The 14,285-nt window shown below is 61.8% G+C and carries 13 protein-coding genes; 7 read left to right on the top strand and 6 right to left on the bottom strand.

Annotation, left to right across the window (positions count from 1 at the left end):
• The first annotated feature begins 1 nt into the window (after window position 1).
• Both IFT76_RS07125 and IFT76_RS07120 read left to right on the top strand, forming a co-directional pair.
• Window positions 2-1,162: an ABC transporter ATP-binding protein gene (locus IFT76_RS07125; protein ID WP_192053514.1), complete on the top strand. Its 1,161-nt coding sequence runs from the start codon at window positions 2-4 to the stop codon at window positions 1,160-1,162.
• A gap of 129 nt (window positions 1,163-1,291) precedes the next feature.
• On the top strand, window positions 1,292-2,596 hold the full coding sequence (locus IFT76_RS07120) for a carbohydrate porin (protein ID WP_244646990.1): 1,305 nt from the start codon (window positions 1,292-1,294) through the stop codon (window positions 2,594-2,596).
• Window positions 2,597-2,901: 305 nt separating this feature from the next.
• Here the strand turns inward: IFT76_RS07120 and hexR are convergent, their stop codons facing one another.
• Window positions 2,902-3,762 (bottom strand): DNA-binding transcriptional regulator HexR, encoded by an 861-nt coding sequence (hexR, locus tag IFT76_RS07115; protein WP_185794215.1) that lies wholly within the window; start codon window positions 3,760-3,762, stop codon window positions 2,902-2,904.
• A 213-nt stretch (window positions 3,763-3,975) separates the two neighbouring features.
• Between hexR and zwf the strand changes: the two genes are divergently transcribed.
• From zwf to IFT76_RS07100, 3 genes are read left to right on the top strand one after another with little or no spacing between them, the layout of a single operon-like run.
• Entirely contained in the window at window positions 3,976-5,445 is a 1,470-nt protein-coding gene (gene zwf, locus IFT76_RS07110) for a glucose-6-phosphate dehydrogenase (protein WP_122479598.1), read from the top strand.
• On the top strand, window positions 5,432-6,145 hold the full coding sequence (pgl, locus tag IFT76_RS07105; RefSeq protein WP_192057713.1) for a 6-phosphogluconolactonase: 714 nt from the start codon (window positions 5,432-5,434) through the stop codon (window positions 6,143-6,145). Before zwf ends, pgl begins: the two co-directional genes overlap by 14 nt.
• Window positions 6,142-6,828, top strand: coding sequence for a bifunctional 4-hydroxy-2-oxoglutarate aldolase/2-dehydro-3-deoxy-phosphogluconate aldolase (locus tag IFT76_RS07100; RefSeq protein WP_185794099.1), 687 nt, complete (start codon window positions 6,142-6,144; stop codon window positions 6,826-6,828). The genes pgl and IFT76_RS07100 overlap by 4 nt, the downstream gene beginning before the upstream one ends.
• Before the next feature lie 87 nt (window positions 6,829-6,915).
• Here IFT76_RS07100 and IFT76_RS07095 read toward each other — a convergent pair whose 3' ends face one another.
• Window positions 6,916-7,158: a DUF3820 family protein gene (locus tag IFT76_RS07095; RefSeq protein ID WP_122479595.1), complete on the bottom strand. Its 243-nt coding sequence runs from the start codon at window positions 7,156-7,158 to the stop codon at window positions 6,916-6,918.
• A 230-nt stretch (window positions 7,159-7,388) separates the two neighbouring features.
• Here IFT76_RS07095 and IFT76_RS07090 point away from each other — a divergent pair, with 230 nt between their 5' ends.
• Window positions 7,389-7,847: a ferritin-like domain-containing protein gene (locus tag IFT76_RS07090; RefSeq protein WP_122479594.1), complete on the top strand. Its 459-nt coding sequence runs from the start codon at window positions 7,389-7,391 to the stop codon at window positions 7,845-7,847.
• Between the two features lie 60 nt (window positions 7,848-7,907).
• On the opposite strand, the gene IFT76_RS07085 is transcribed toward IFT76_RS07090, so the two are convergent.
• Complete coding sequence (locus IFT76_RS07085) at window positions 7,908-11,003, bottom strand: multidrug efflux RND transporter permease subunit (RefSeq protein ID WP_192057712.1); 3,096 nt, start codon at window positions 11,001-11,003, stop codon at window positions 7,908-7,910.
• Complete coding sequence (locus tag IFT76_RS07080; RefSeq protein ID WP_192057711.1) at window positions 11,000-12,151, bottom strand: efflux RND transporter periplasmic adaptor subunit; 1,152 nt, start codon at window positions 12,149-12,151, stop codon at window positions 11,000-11,002. Before IFT76_RS07080 ends, IFT76_RS07085 begins: the two co-directional genes overlap by 4 nt.
• 275 nt (window positions 12,152-12,426) lie before the next feature.
• On the opposite strand from IFT76_RS07080, the gene IFT76_RS07075 reads away from it, so the two are divergent.
• Window positions 12,427-12,717, top strand: coding sequence for a hypothetical protein (locus IFT76_RS07075; RefSeq protein WP_163007611.1), 291 nt, complete (start codon window positions 12,427-12,429; stop codon window positions 12,715-12,717).
• A 2-nt stretch (window positions 12,718-12,719) separates the two neighbouring features.
• Here IFT76_RS07075 and IFT76_RS07070 read toward each other — a convergent pair whose 3' ends face one another.
• Together IFT76_RS07070 and IFT76_RS07065 are read right to left on the bottom strand one after the other, a co-directional pair.
• Window positions 12,720-13,034, bottom strand: coding sequence for a hypothetical protein (locus IFT76_RS07070; protein ID WP_122479590.1), 315 nt, complete (start codon window positions 13,032-13,034; stop codon window positions 12,720-12,722).
• 93 nt (window positions 13,035-13,127) lie between these two features.
• Window positions 13,128-14,027 carry a chemotaxis protein gene (locus IFT76_RS07065; protein ID WP_122479589.1) on the bottom strand — a complete coding sequence of 300 codons (900 nt, stop codon included), beginning with the start codon at window positions 14,025-14,027 and terminating at the stop codon, window positions 13,128-13,130.
• Between the last annotated feature and the right edge of the window lie 258 nt (window positions 14,028-14,285).

Genomic DNA, 14,285 nt, shown 5'->3' with positions numbered 1-14,285 from the left:
CATGGCAACGCTGGAACTGCGCAACGTAATCAAGACCTACGGCAGCGGCTTGCCGGACACGCTGAAGAACATCGAGCTTTCGATCGACTCAGGGGAATTCCTGATCCTGGTGGGGCCGTCGGGCTGTGGCAAGTCGACCCTGATGAACTGCATTGCAGGCCTGGAGAACATCTCCGGCGGGGCGATCCTGGTCGACGGCGAAGACATCAGCGGCATGAGCCCCAAGGACCGGGACATTGCCATGGTGTTCCAGAGCTACGCGCTGTATCCGACCATGACGGTGCGCGAGAACATCTGCTTCGGCCTGAAGATCCGCAAGATGCCCCAGGCTTCGATCGACGAAGAAGTAGCGCGAGTGGCCAAGCTGTTGCAGATCGAGCATCTGCTCGAACGCAAGCCCGGCCAGCTCTCCGGTGGCCAGCAGCAGCGTGTGGCGATGGGGCGCGCACTGGCGCGGCGGCCCAAGATCTACCTGTTCGACGAGCCGCTGTCCAACCTCGACGCCAAGCTGCGGGTGGAGATGCGCACCGAGATCAAGTTGATGCATCAGCGCCTGAAGACCACCACGGTCTACGTGACCCACGACCAGATCGAGGCCATGACCCTGGGTGACAAGGTGGCGGTGATGAAGGACGGCATCATCCAGCAGTTCGGCACGCCGCAGCAGATCTACAACGATCCGGCCAACCTGTTCGTGGCCAGCTTCATCGGCTCGCCGCCGATGAACTTCATTCCGCTGCGCCTGACCCGCCAGGACGGTCGCCTGATGGCGCTGCTCGACAGCGGCCAGGCGCGTTGCGAACTGCCGCTGGGCATCGCCGACGCGGGGCTGGAGGATCGCGAGATCATCCTTGGTATCCGCCCCGAGCAGATCGCCCTGGCCAGCGAGCAGGTCACGGGTTTGCCCACCCTGCGTGCCGAAGTGCAGATCACCGAGCCGACCGGGCCGGACACGCTGGTGTTCGTCACCGTGAACCAGACCAAGGTGTGCTGCCGCATGGCGCCGGATGCTGCGCCGGCCATAGGCGCCACCTTGAACCTGCTGCTGGACCCGAGCAAGGTCCTGATTTTCGATGCGGCCAGCGGTGCGCGCCTCGGCGCCACGCGAACCGCGCAGGAAGCTGCACCCTTGGGCAACGTGACCCAGTTCAAAGGACGCTGAATAGCGATATCGGCGGGCGGCCTGTCGCCTGCCATTGGCAAGACTGTACAACACGTCAATAACAATAAAAGAGGAAGAGGGATGAACAGCAGACTTATCACTAAACCCAGACTGATCGGCCAGTTGTCGATGCTCGGCGCCTTGAGTCTGGCCGGCAGCGTGCATGCCGCTGGGGCTTTTACCGAAGAGTCGCCGTGGATGACCGGTGACTGGGGTGGGGCCCGTACGGAGTTGCTGGAAAAGGGCTACGATTTTTCGCTGGAATACGTAGGGGAAGTTGGCAGCAATCTCGACGGTGGCTACAACGACGACACCACCGCACGCTACAGCGACCAGTTCGCCCTGGGCGTGAAGATGGACCTGGAAAAGATTCTGGGGTGGAAGGATGCGGAGTTCAAGCTGGCCATCACCGAGCGTAGCGGCCGCAACATCTCCAATGACCGGATCGGCGACCCGCGTGCGGGCACCCTGAGTTCATCCCAGGAAGTCTGGGGCAGGGGCCAGACCTGGCGGCTTACCCAGATGTGGTACAAGCAGGGTTATTTCGACGACAAGCTCAACGTCAAGATCGGCCGCTTCGGCCCTGGCGAAGACTTCAACAGCTTCCCGTGCGACTTCCAGAACCTGGCGTTCTGCGGTTCGCAGGTCGGCAACTGGGTGGGCAACATCTGGTACAACTGGCCGGTCAGCCAGTGGGCGTTGCGTATCAAGTACAACATCACCCCGGAAGTGTATGCGCAGGTGGGCGTGTTCGAGCAGAACCCCTCGTACCTGGAAACCGGTAACGGCTTCAAGCTCAGCGGCAGCGGCACCAAGGGCATGATCCTGCCGGTTGAACTGGTATGGACGCCCAAGCTCAACGACCTGCCGGGCGAGTATCGCCTGGGCTACTACTACAGCACGGCCAAGGCCGACGATGTGTATGAAGATGGCAATGGCCAGGCGGCTGCGGTCTCCGGCGCCAGCTACAAGTCCCACAGCAGCAAGCACGGCGCCTGGATCGTCGCCCAGCAACAGTTGACCAGTCACAACGGCAGCGCCGCGCGTGGCCTGAGCATCTTCGCCAACGCCACCGTGCACGACAAGGACACCAACTTCGTCGACAACTACCAGCAGATCGGCCTGACCTACATGGGGCCCTTCGACGCCCGGCCCAAGGACGACATCGGTGTGGGCATCGCGCGCATCCACGTCAACGACGACGTGCGCAAGAATCGCCGCCTGGTTAATGATCTGAACAACATCGAAGACTACGACAATCCGTCATACCTGCCGATCCAGGACACCGAGTACAACGCCGAGATCTACTACGGCTTCCACGTGACCAACTGGCTGACGGTGCGGCCCAACGTGCAGTACATCAAGCATCCTGGCGGCGTGAACCAGGTGGATGACGCACTGGTGGCCGGGTTGAAGATCCAGTCCAAGTTCTGATTTGTGGTGTGCGCTTTCCGGGCGACTCAGGTCGCCCTTTTTTTCGAGCCAGTAACGGGCTCACCGTAGGAGCGGTCATCGGCCGCGAATGCTGCCCCGCGGTGAAACTGGCACACCGCGGTGTTCTTTTCGCGGCCGCTGACCGCTCCTACGTGGGATCAGGGGCTTATTCATCCCATTTACCTGCGGTTTGACCGTAGGAGCGGTCATCGGCCGCGAAAGGCTCGCTGCGGTGAATCTGATCCACCGCAGCGTTTTTTTGCGGCCACTGACCGCGCCTGCAGATCCATGTCCTTTGCCTGCATTCAGTCCAGGCCATCCCCAGCCGGGTAGCGACTCACGTTCAGGCTTTCCTTGATCTTCCTCAGGTGCGGCTGGAAATCCACGCCGCGCCGTAGCGTCATGCCCGTGGCCAACACATCAAGCACAGTCAATTGCACGATGCGCGATGTCATCGGCATGTAGATATCCGTGTCTTCAGGCAGGGGTATGTTCAGGCTTACGCTGCTGGCCTTGGCCAAGGGCGAGCCTGCTGCCGTGAGCCCCAGCACCGATGCACCGTTTTCCCGTGCCAGGCGGGCGACTTCCACCAGTTCGCGCGTGCGCCCGGTGTAGGAGATGATCACGAACAGCTCGCCGGTATGGGCAACCGACGCCAACATTCGCTGCATGAGGACATCGGCATGGGCCGACACCGCCAGGTTGAAGCGAAAGAACTTGTGTTGGGCATCGAGCGCCACCGGCGCCGACGCGCCGAGGCCGAAGAAGTGGATCTGGCGTGCCTGGATCAACATGTCCACGGCGCGGCTGACCAGCGCCGGATCGAGTTGCTGGCAGGCGCTGTCCAACGAAGCGATGGCACTGCCGAAAATCTTCTGGGTATAGGCCGCCGGGTCGTCGTCGGCTTCTACCGCGCGACTGACGTAGGCTGCGCCACTGGCCAGGCTTTGCGCCAGTTGCAGCTTGAGCTCGGGGTAGCCGCTGACGCCGAAGGAACGACAGAAGCGGTTCACCGTCGGCTCGCTGACCTTGGCGGCCTGCGCCAGAGCGGCAATACTGAAGCGGGTCGCCTGCTGCGGATTGAGCAGAATGACCTCGGCCACCTTGCGCTCGGCCTTGTTCAGCTCATCGAGGCGGCTCTGGATCTGTTCCAGAAGATTTCGCACACGGTCCATGGTATGTCCTTGGGTCTACTTCAGCGCCAGCGAGCATGTCTGGCCAGGCTGTCTTCACGGGTGGCTTATCCTACTGGGGGGCGCAGTGCGCCACCACCCGTATCTGTCTGAATGGGTAAATGTTGTGGTTATTACTACATTCTGCCTTGAATCGTCCCCTGAAAAAGGGTATTTCTACGTCAACTTGATAGAAGAACAAACATCATGCCCTCAATGACCGCAGGATCATGCACCTTTGCTCTTTTTGGCGCCCTGGGCGACCTGGCATTGCGCAAGCTGTTTCCGGCTCTATATCAACTCGATCGCGCGCAGTTGCTGCACGCCGATACACGCATTCTCGCCCTGGCCCGCGAGCCCGGCGATGAAGCCCATCACCTGGGTGTCATCGAGGCAGGGTTGCGCAAGTTCGTTTCCGACGCCCAGCTCGAGCCCGACGCGGTGCAGCGTTTTCTGGCGCGGCTGAGCTATGTGCACGTGGACTTTCTGGATGCCGACACCTACGTCGCACTGGCCGAGAAAGTCGGTGACGCCGAACAATTGATCGCCTACTTCGCCACACCGGCGGCGGTCTACGGCGCCATCTGCGAAAACCTGCACAAGGTCGGCCTGACCGCGCGTACCCGCGCCGTGCTGGAAAAGCCTATCGGCCACGACCTGGAATCCTCGCGCCGGGTCAACGATGCCGTCGCGCAGTACTTCCCGGAAAATCGGGTCTACCGAATCGACCACTACCTGGGCAAGGAGACGGTGCAGAACCTCATTGCCCTGCGCTTCGCCAACAGCCTGTTCGAAACCCAGTGGAACCAGAACTACATTTCCCACGTTGAGATCACCGTCGCGGAAAAAGTGGGTATCGAAGGGCGCTGGGGCTACTTCGACCAGGCCGGCCAGCTGCGCGACATGATCCAGAATCACCTGCTGCAGCTGCTCTGCCTGATCGCCATGGACCCACCGGCCGACCTGTCCGCCGACAGCATTCGCGATGAGAAGGTCAAGGTGCTCAAGGCGCTCGCGCCATTCACCGCCGACGGCTTGACCCAGCAGGTCGTGCGTGGCCAGTACATCGCGGGCTACAGCGAAGGCCGTCCGGTGCCGGGTTATCTGGAAGAAGAAAACTCCAACACCCAGAGCGATACCGAGACCTTCGTCGCGCTGCGTGCCGATATCCGCAACTGGCGCTGGGCCGGCGTGCCGTTCTACCTGCGCACCGGCAAGCGCATGCCACAGAAGCTGTCGCAGATCGTCATCCACTTCAAGGAACCGCCGCACTATATCTTCGCGCCCGAGCAGCGCCTGCAGATCAGCAACAAGCTGATCATCCGCCTGCAACCGGACGAAGGTATATCGCTGCGCGTGATGACCAAGGAGCAAGGCCTGGACAAGGGTATGCAACTGCGCAGCGGGCCGCTGCAACTGAATTTCTCCGACACCTATCGCAGTGCGCGCATTCCAGATGCGTACGAGCGATTGCTGTTGGAGGTGATGCAGGGCAATCAGAACCTGTTTGTCCGTAAAGATGAAATCGAATATGCGTGGACATGGTGCGATCAGCTCATCGCCGGCTGGAAGAAATCCGGCGATGCTCCCAAGCCGTACGCGGCAGGTTCATGGGGGCCGATGAGCTCGATTGCCCTGATCACACGCGATGGGAGATCCTGGTATGGCGATATCTGATTTGCAGTTCCCCGAGGGGGTCAAGGTTCACGATTGCGTGAGCGCACCGTTGCTGGCCGAAGCCCTGGCCGGCAAGGTCGCCGAGCAACTGCGCGAAGCGATCGAGCGCCAGAACGTGGCAACCCTGGTGGTTTCCGGCGGGCGCAGCCCGGTGGCTTTCCTGGAGTGCCTGGCGCGTCAGAGCCTGGACTGGTCACGGGTAGTGATCTCCCTGGCCGACGAGCGTTGGGTGCCCATCGAGGACGCCGACAGCAATGCCGGCCTGCTCAAGCGCCACCTGCTGGTAGGCGCGGTCGAGCAGGCACGTTTCGTCAGCCTGTACCACACCACGTCCAGCCAGGAGGAGGCCGCCGCAGTCGCCGATGACCTGCTCGGTCAATTGCCGCCGATCGACGTGCTGGTACTGGGCATGGGCGATGACGGGCACACCGCTTCGTTGTTTCCCGATAGCCCCAACCTTGAACAGGCTCTGGCGCTGGACAGCGAGCGCCGCTGCTGGCCCATGCTGGCGCCGAGCGTGCCGCATCAACGCCTGAGCATGAGCCGTGCGTTGCTGGCCTCGGCCCGTTTCAAGGTGCTGTCGGTGCAGGGCGAAAGCAAGTTGACCACGCTGCGCACTGCACTGGCCGGCGACGACGTGGCGCAGATGCCTATCCGCGCCTTCCTGCACTCCGCGCTGGATATCTACTGGTGTCAATGAATCAAGGAACCGCCGCTATGATCACCACCGAACAGCAGCAACGCATGGTCGACAAGGTTGCCCGGATCGACGCCCTGGCGGCGCGTGCGCGAATTCTGCCGGTCATCACCATTGCCCGTGAAGAAGACATTCTGCCTCTGGCCGATGCCTTGGCAGCCGGGGGGCTGACCGTACTGGAAGTGACCCTGCGCTCGGCACTCGGGCTCAGGGCGATCCAGGTGCTGCGCGAGCAACGCCCGGAGCTGCTGGTCGGCGCTGGCACGGTGCTGACCCGCGAAATGCTCGCCGCAACCGAGCAGGCCGGCTCGCAGTTCACCGTCACCCCCGGCGTGACCCAGGACATGCTCGAGGCCGGTGTGGAAAGCTCGTTGCCGTTGCTGCCGGGCATCAGCAGCCCGTCCGAACTGATGATGGGTTACGCGCTGGGCTATCGCCGCTTCAAGCTGTTCCCGGCCGAGGTGAGCGGTGGCGTGGCTGCCATCAAGGCGCTCGGCGGGCCCTTCCCGGAAGTGCGCTTCTGCCCGACTGGCGGCGTCGGCCCGGGCAACATCAACAGCTACATGGCTCAATCCAATGTGATGTGCGTGGGCGGCTCGTGGATGCTCGACAGCCAGTGGATTGAAAACCGCGATTGGGCACGCATTCAGGAGTGCAGCGCGCAGGCGCTGGCTCTGCTCGACTGATTCGACTTCGTTAGGCGCTTCACGGTTGTCTTTCAGTGCGCTCGGTCGGCGCACTTTTTTTTGCCTGAAAGAAAGTTGCCAGACGGTTCAGCGCCCATCGGCGATGCGCGGCTTGCCATGCTTGACCCGCAGCGGATCGAGCAGGTCGGACAAGCCGTTGTGATCGATTTCCTGCATCAGCGCCAGCAGCCCACCCAGTTCACCTTTAGGAAAACCTTCTCGGGCGAACCAGTTCAGGTAATGCCCCGGCAGGTCGGCGATTACTCGGCCCTTGTACTTGCCGAAGGGCATTACGAAGGTCACCAGCGATTCAAGTTTTTCGGGGTTCATGACTGAATATTCACAAGGGTGTGGGTCTGCAAAAACGACGTTGCGCGAGGTTACATGCATTCTGCACGGTCACAAAGCCGCCGATCATGCATAAAGACAGCTTCGGGAAATCGCAGGCTACGTTAACTCTTTGATATAGATGATTTTTGTTTGCTTTGAAAGCTGGCACGAAGGCTGCTGTATGGACAGCATCCCAACGCGGTTTCCGATTTCCACAGGAATTCAAAAAGATGAATGATTCTGCCAAGACGGTTGTTTCCATCCTGAACAAGCTTATCGAGACCTGCAAGGACGGCGAGGAAGGCTTCAAGACCTGTGCCGAAGACATCAAGAACCCGGAACTCAAGGCGTTGTTCACCAAGCATTCCCAGGAATGCGCCGAAGCGGCCGGTGAACTGCAGGCCGAGGTCATTGCACTGGGCGGCACTCCGGAAGACTCCACCAGCGTGAGCGGTGACCTGCATCGTCGCTGGGTCGACGTCAAATCGATCTTCACCGGCAAGGATGAAGAAGCGGTGCTGAACGAAGCCGAGCGCGGCGAAGATGTGGCTTTGAAAGCTTACAAGGAAGCCTTGACCGAGGCGCTCCCGGCCAACATCTTCACCATTGTCGAGCGTCAGCTTGCCGGTGTGCAGCGCAACCATGATCAGGTCAAAGCCCTGCGCAACATCGCTCGCGCCAGCAGCTGAGCAGTCACGCTGTCGCTGTAAAGAAAACGCCCGCATCGGGCGTTTTTTGTTGGTCGACGTTCAGTGGCTGGCCGGCAATGCCGGCGTTCTGGAACCGTCGGTGCGATGGAACAGCCGCTCCAGTTGCAGATAGATCACAGGGGTGGTGAACAGCGTCAGCATTTGGCTGATCAGCAGTCCCCCCACCACGGCGATGCCCAGTGGCTGGCGCAGTTCGGCACCGGCGCCATAGCCGAACATCAGGGGTAGTGCGCCCAGCAGTGCGGCCAGTGTGGTCATGATGATCGGGCGGAAGCGCGTCAGGCAGGCTTTGTGAATCGCTTCACGGGCGTCCAGCCCTTCGCTGCGCTGCGCATGCAGGGCGAAGTCGATCATCAGAATGCCGTTCTTCTTGACGATCCCGATCAGCAAGACCAGGCCGATCAAGCCCATGATGGAAAAATCCTGTCCCCATAGCCATAGCAGCAACAAGGCACCCAGCCCAGCCGATGGCAGGGTCGAGATGATGGTCAGCGGGTGAACGAAGCTTTCGTACAGCACGCCGAGAATGATGTAGACCGCCACCAGTGCGGCCAGAATCAGCCAGGGCTGGCTGGCCAGCGAACTCTGGAAAGCCTGGGCAGCGCCCTGGAAGCTGCCGGAGATAGACGCGGGCATGGCCAATTCGGCTTGCGTGCGTTCGAGCAAACCGACGGCCTCGCCCAAGGCCACGCCGGGCGCCAGATTGAACGACAGGTTGGCCGCCGGAAACAGGCCATCGTGGCTGATCGACAGCGGGCCCTGAGTGGGTGCCTCGACCTTGGCCACGGCCGACAGCGGCACCATTTCGTTGGTCAGGGGCGAGCGCAGGTAGAAGTACTGCAGACTCTGCGCCTTGCCGCGCTGATCGGCCTTGAGTTCCAGAATGACCTTGTACTGGTTGGTCTCGGTCTGGAATTCGTTGATCTGGCGCTGACCGAATGCATCGTACAGCGCCTGGTCGATGTCGCTGGTGGTCAGGCCGAAACGCGAAGCTGCCACCCGATCGATGCTGATGTGGGTCACGCTGCCACCCAGCTGCAGGTCGTTGGACAGGTCGCGAAAGGCCGGGTTGGCACGCAGTCGTTCGGTCAGGCGTTCGGTCCACAGGTTCAGGCTCGGCCCGTCGTTGCTCTTGAGCACGTACTGGTACTGGCTGCGGCTTGGCCCGGCGCTCAGGTTGATGTCCTGTCCGGCGCGCAGGTAAAGCACCACGCCAGGCACCTGGGCGAGCTGGGGCCGCAAGCGGTCGATGAATGCGCTGGCCGACACGTCGCGTTCGCTCTGTTCCTTGAGGCCGATCCAGAATCGCCCGGTGGCGATGGTCTGGTTGCTGCCGGTTACGCCCACGGCGTGGGAATAGGCCCTGACCGCCGGATCTGCACCGACGATACGGGCCAGGGCAAGGTGTTTTTCCTGCATGTCTTTGTAGGAAATGTCGGCGGCCGCTTCGGTCGTGCCAAGAACGAAGCCGGTGTCCTGCACCGGGAAAAACCCCTTGGGGATGAGCACGTAGCCCGCCACCGACAAGGCAACGGTCAAGCCGAACACGGCCAGGGTGACGCGCTGGTGAGCCAGTGCGCGGATCAGACCTTTGTCGTACCAGGCCAGCAGGCGCTCACTGAAGCCCTCGCGCGCGGCGTGTGCGGGGCGGCGCATGAACAGCGCGCATAGCGTCGGTGCCAGGGTCAGGGAAACCACCACCGAAATGAGGATGGTAGAGGTTGCCGTCAGCGCGAATTCCTTGAACAGGCGCCCGACCACGCCGCCCATGAACAGCAGTGGAATGAATGCAGCAATCAGCGAAAAGCTGATCGACACTACCGTGAAGCTGATCTCGCTGGCGCCCTTGATCGCCGCTTCACGCATGCCATCGCCAGCCTCCAGATGGCGATGGATGTTCTCCACCACCACGATCGCATCGTCGACCACGAAACCGACACTGATGACGATGGCCACCAGGGTCAGGTTGTTCAGGCTGAAACCCATCAGGTACATGGCGGCGAACGTTGCGATCAGCGAAACGCCCAGCACGCTGGACACGATCAGCGTGGCCGACAACTGGCGCAGGAACAGGGCCATGACGGCCACCACCAGCAGCACGGCGATCAGCAGCGTCAGCTCCACTTCGTGCAGTGATGCACGGATGGTCTGGGTGCGGTCGTTGAGTACGGTGACATCCACGCTTGCCGGCAGCATCTCCTGCAGGCGTGGCATGGCGGCCAGTATGCGGTCGACCGTGTCGACGATGTTCGCACCGGGCTGGCGGAAGATCGTCAGGTTCAAGCCTGGCTGATCACCCGACCAGGATTGCACATAGGCGTTCTCCGCACCCTTGATCACGGTCGCGACGTCCTTGAGTTGTACCGGTGCGCCATTACGGTAGGCCACCACCAGCTGCGCGTACTCATGAGCCTCGAAGAGCTGGTCGTTGGTGGCCAGTGTGGACACGCTGGTGTCACCGTACAGAGCACCCTTGGCCAGGTTCAGGCTGGTCTGTTGGATGGCACCGCGTAGGTCGGCAAGCGTCAGCTCCAGCGCTGCGAGGCGCTCTGGGGCTGCCTGCACACGGATCGCCGGGCGTTGCTGGCCGGTGATGTAGACCTGGCCAACGCCCTCGATCTGGCTCAGTTGCCTGGCCAGCAGGGTTTCGGTGTAGTCGCTCAACACGTGGGTGGGCATCTGCGCCGAACTCACGCTGAGGATCAGCACCGGGCTGTCTCCCGGATTGACCTTGCGCCAGGTCGGCAGATTGGGCATGTCCTGCGGCAAGCGTCCGGCTGCCGTGTTGATCGCCGCCTGGACCTCCTGGGCGGCGGTGTCGATGCTTTTGCTCAGGCTGAACTGCAGGATCAGGTTGGTCGAGCCCAGGGCGCTGCTGGAAGTCATCTGGGTCATGCCGGGAATGGCGCTGAACTGCACCTCCAGCGGCGTGGCCACCGAAGACGCCATGGTCTGTGGACTGGCGCCGGGCAGTTGCGCGTTGACCTGGATGGTCGGGAAGTCCGCTTCGGGCAGTGGCGCGATCGCCAGCCGGGTGAAGGCCAGGCCACCGAGCAACACCAGCGCCAGGGTCAGCAGCACGGTTGCCACCGGATGGTCGATGCACCAGGCGCTGATCGAGCGCCCGGTGCTCATCGCAAGGTCGCTGCGTTGTCCACCGTTGGCTCGAGCACCTGTACGCGGGCTCCCGGCCTCAACCGCGATTGCCCGTCACTGACCAGCACGTCGCCCGCAGCAACGCCGTCTATCAAGCTTTGGGTCGACGTCTGGTAGCGCACCTGCACCGGCACCTGCTCGACTTTGGCGTCTGTCACGCGGTACACATAATGGCCCTCGATACCGCGCTGCACTACGGGCAACGGCACCACCAGAGCGTTGCGTTCGACGCCGACCTGCAAGCCGACACTGACCAGTTGGCCTGGCCACAGGGTGTGTCGGTCGTTGTGAAACTCGGCCTTGGCGCGGATGGTTCCGGTGCTTGCGGCAATCTGATTGTCGAGCAGCGTCAGGTGACCCTCACCCACCAGCTTGCCCGTTTCGGTATCGCCATCGAGGTAGGCGCGCACCACTGCCGGCTGCGGCCGGTCGAGCAAGGACTGCAACGTCGCCAGCTCCTGCTGGGGGAGCGAGAATTCCACTGCGATGGGGTCGATCTGGGTCACTGTGAACAAGCCTTCGGCATCGCTGACACGCAGGAAGTTGCCCGGATCCACTCGGCGGATACCGACCCGACCGGTCACCGGAGAGTGAATCTGGGTGTAGGACAACTGCACCTGAGCGGCAGCGATGGCGGCCTGATTGCCTTGCAAGGTCGCGGTGAGCTGGTCGAACAGGGCCTGCTGTTCGTCGAGCAACTGGCGCGAAATACCATTGTCGCGACTCAGGTCCTTGTAGCGGCGCAGATTGACCCCTGCCACCTGCAACTGCGCGTGGCTCTGGCTGGCTTGCGCCCGTGCCTGAGCAAGGCTGGCGCGAATGGCTCGATCGTCGATGCTGGCCAGCGCATCACCCTTGTTCACCCATTGGCCTTCCTTCACGGCGACCTGCGCCAGAACCCCATCGACCTGCGCGCGCACGGTCACGCTGTGCAGCGAAAGCACCGAGCCGATACCGGTGAGATAACGCGGCACATCGGCCTGCACCACGGCGACTACACGCACCGGGATGGGCATTGCCGGCACTGGCTTGTTCGCTGCAGTGCGATCGAGCAGCAGCCAGGCCGCGCCTGACACGACGACAAGCAGCAAGCCTGCCAGTAACAGCGGTCGGATGGCTATGCGCATGCGTATCGGACACCGGCAGGGGGAAGAGCTGGCAGTTTGACCTTAGTCGCGTCGCCTTGCCAAGCCCAAGCCCCGGCGTGATTGGTCGTGCGCAGGCTACGCCTGCCGCGCGCTCCTGATTCGGAAGGGAAAAAATCGTTCGGCTTCGCTGGAAATACACCAACAGTATCTATCGGGTTTTTCCTACGAGTTGCGCTGAATAGACCTATAGCGCCGCCCAGTTGATCACCAGAGACTTTCTTCCTTACAACAAGTCGATAAATGAAGGAAGGCCAGTGATCGTTATGGACTGTGTGAAGTATGGCAAAGGATTGCTGCTGGCGAGTCTGATTCCCGTGATGCTGGCGTTGCTGTACGTCAGCACGCTGCCGGCGGCGATCAAATGCTGTGCATTTCAACTGGCCCTCGCCCTGGGCATGCTGGTGTTGCTGTCGACCCGCGTGCCGTGGGTAAGGGTGCTGGTAGTCGCCTCGTTCATGCTCAAGTTCGCGGCCCTGGAGGCCCTCGACGAGAAAGCTGGCAACGTGCCGTTCATCAGTATTCTCTACGCATTCATTTTGCTGTGACGCTACTTGCCCTGTACCGAATCCCACGGGGTCACGAACGCCTTGCGGCTCTGTTTTTGGTACAGGCAGAGTTCTGCGCCAGGCTGGTTCTTCATGTGCGCCTGCGGGTAGCGGCCTTGAATGAGCACTGCGGTATAGCCCACGCGGTCTTCGAACTCGGCGGGAGCGCTGGCCACTCGGGCCTGTTTCAACGTGGTGGCTTTCAGGCAGGTGCTGGCGACGCGCTTGTCGTGTTCCGCCCACGCCTGGTCGGTCGATGCCATCGCGTGGGTGGTGAAGCCGCCGAGTGCGAGCAACAGGGTCAGGTAGGTTTTCATGGTCGTGGTTCCTGCGCCTTGTGAATAGGCAGCCATTATGCCCAACTGATGTTCATCTGCGTACCTGGACGCCTGCGCCAGGCCCCGGCTGTTTCAGCGTGCCTGCTCCGTGACGAAGCGGGCCGCGGTGATCAGGCAGCCGGTGAGTTCCGGAGAGGAAAACTTGGTCAGCACCGCGTTGGCACCGGCCAGGCGCGCCTTCTCGCTGTTCATCGTGCTGTCCAGCGAGGTGTGCAGCAGGACGTAGAGGTCCTTGAAGTCCGGTGTATCGCGCAGCGTGCGGGTCAGCGCATAGCCGTCCATTTCCGACATCTCGATATCCGATACCAACACATTGATCTGCGCATCGGTACCCTGCAGCTCCAGCAGGCAATCGATCGCCTCGCGGGCGCTGCGCGCCGTGCGGCATTCGATGCCCAGTGTGCGCAGGGTGATGAGCGACTGCTGCAGCGCCACATGGCTGTCGTCCACGACCAGGATCCTGGCGTTGGCAAGGCAGCGCGCGTCGGCATCGCTCAAGCGTTGAGGGTCGCCCTGCAGTCGCGCCGGGGCGATACCGTGGATGACTTTCTCGATATCCAGCACCTGCACCAAGGCACCGTCCACCTGGGTAACGCCGGTGATGAACGACTTGGTACCCGAGCCGTAGGGCGGCGGACGAATATCGGTGCTCAGGCAATGGACGATGCGGCTGACAGCCTGTACGTGCAGGCCCTGCTTGGAGCGGCTGACGTCGGTGACGATCAGGCAACCGCCGGAAGGGTCGAGCAATGGCTGTTCACCGATCGCTCGGCTCAGGTCGATGACGGACAACGCCTGGCCACGCAGGGTTGCCACGCCCTTGACGTGCGGGTGCGCTTCGGGAAGCCGGGTCAGGGCAGGGCAGGGGATGATCTCGCTGACCTTGAGCAGGTTGATGGCCATCAACTTGCCGCTGCGCAAGGTGAACAGCAACAGCGAAAGGGAATCTGCGCGGGCGTTCTGGGATGCCATGTGAACCTTCTTGATGAAACCGATGCAGGGCCGTGAACAGTCGACCCATCGAGTGCGTTGCCTATGTATCGACTCGGCGTGCGCAGGCTTTAACGCGATCGTCGACAGGCTGCGAGCAGGGTCTTAACGTCGGTTTAATCGACAAGGCATAACTGTAGCGAGGTTGGCGGAAATCTCCGGTTACATCGTATTTCCGGATTTTTCCTACAGTCGTCCGCGCGAGTCAGCGTGTAGACTGGCGCCCATCGAAAACCCGCC

Source organism: Pseudomonas sp. CFBP 13727 (assembly GCF_014841915.1).
Lineage (GTDB): Bacteria > Pseudomonadota > Gammaproteobacteria > Pseudomonadales > Pseudomonadaceae > Aquipseudomonas > Aquipseudomonas baltica.
Note: the sequence above shows the minus strand (reverse complement) of the source record. Positions and strands in the feature narration are given on the sequence as shown.

Coding starts and splice junctions, on each gene's coding strand:
- IFT76_RS07125 (WP_192053514.1), top strand. CDS start 2: ATGGCAACGCTGGAACTGCGCAACGTAATCAAGACCTACGGCAGCGGC.
- IFT76_RS07120 (WP_244646990.1), top strand. CDS start 1,292: ATGCTCGGCGCCTTGAGTCTGGCCGGCAGCGTGCATGCCGCTGGGGCT.
- zwf (WP_122479598.1), top strand. CDS start 3,976: ATGCCCTCAATGACCGCAGGATCATGCACCTTTGCTCTTTTTGGCGCC.
- pgl (WP_192057713.1), top strand. CDS start 5,432: ATGGCGATATCTGATTTGCAGTTCCCCGAGGGGGTCAAGGTTCACGAT.
- IFT76_RS07100 (WP_185794099.1), top strand. CDS start 6,142: ATGAATCAAGGAACCGCCGCTATGATCACCACCGAACAGCAGCAACGC.
- IFT76_RS07095 (WP_122479595.1), bottom strand. CDS start 7,158: ATGAACCCCGAAAAACTTGAATCGCTGGTGACCTTCGTAATGCCCTTC.
- IFT76_RS07090 (WP_122479594.1), top strand. CDS start 7,389: ATGAATGATTCTGCCAAGACGGTTGTTTCCATCCTGAACAAGCTTATC.
- IFT76_RS07085 (WP_192057712.1), bottom strand. CDS start 11,003: ATGAGCACCGGGCGCTCGATCAGCGCCTGGTGCATCGACCATCCGGTG.
- IFT76_RS07080 (WP_192057711.1), bottom strand. CDS start 12,151: ATGCGCATAGCCATCCGACCGCTGTTACTGGCAGGCTTGCTGCTTGTC.
- IFT76_RS07070 (WP_122479590.1), bottom strand. CDS start 13,034: ATGAAAACCTACCTGACCCTGTTGCTCGCACTCGGCGGCTTCACCACC.
- IFT76_RS07065 (WP_122479589.1), bottom strand. CDS start 14,027: ATGGCATCCCAGAACGCCCGCGCAGATTCCCTTTCGCTGTTGCTGTTC.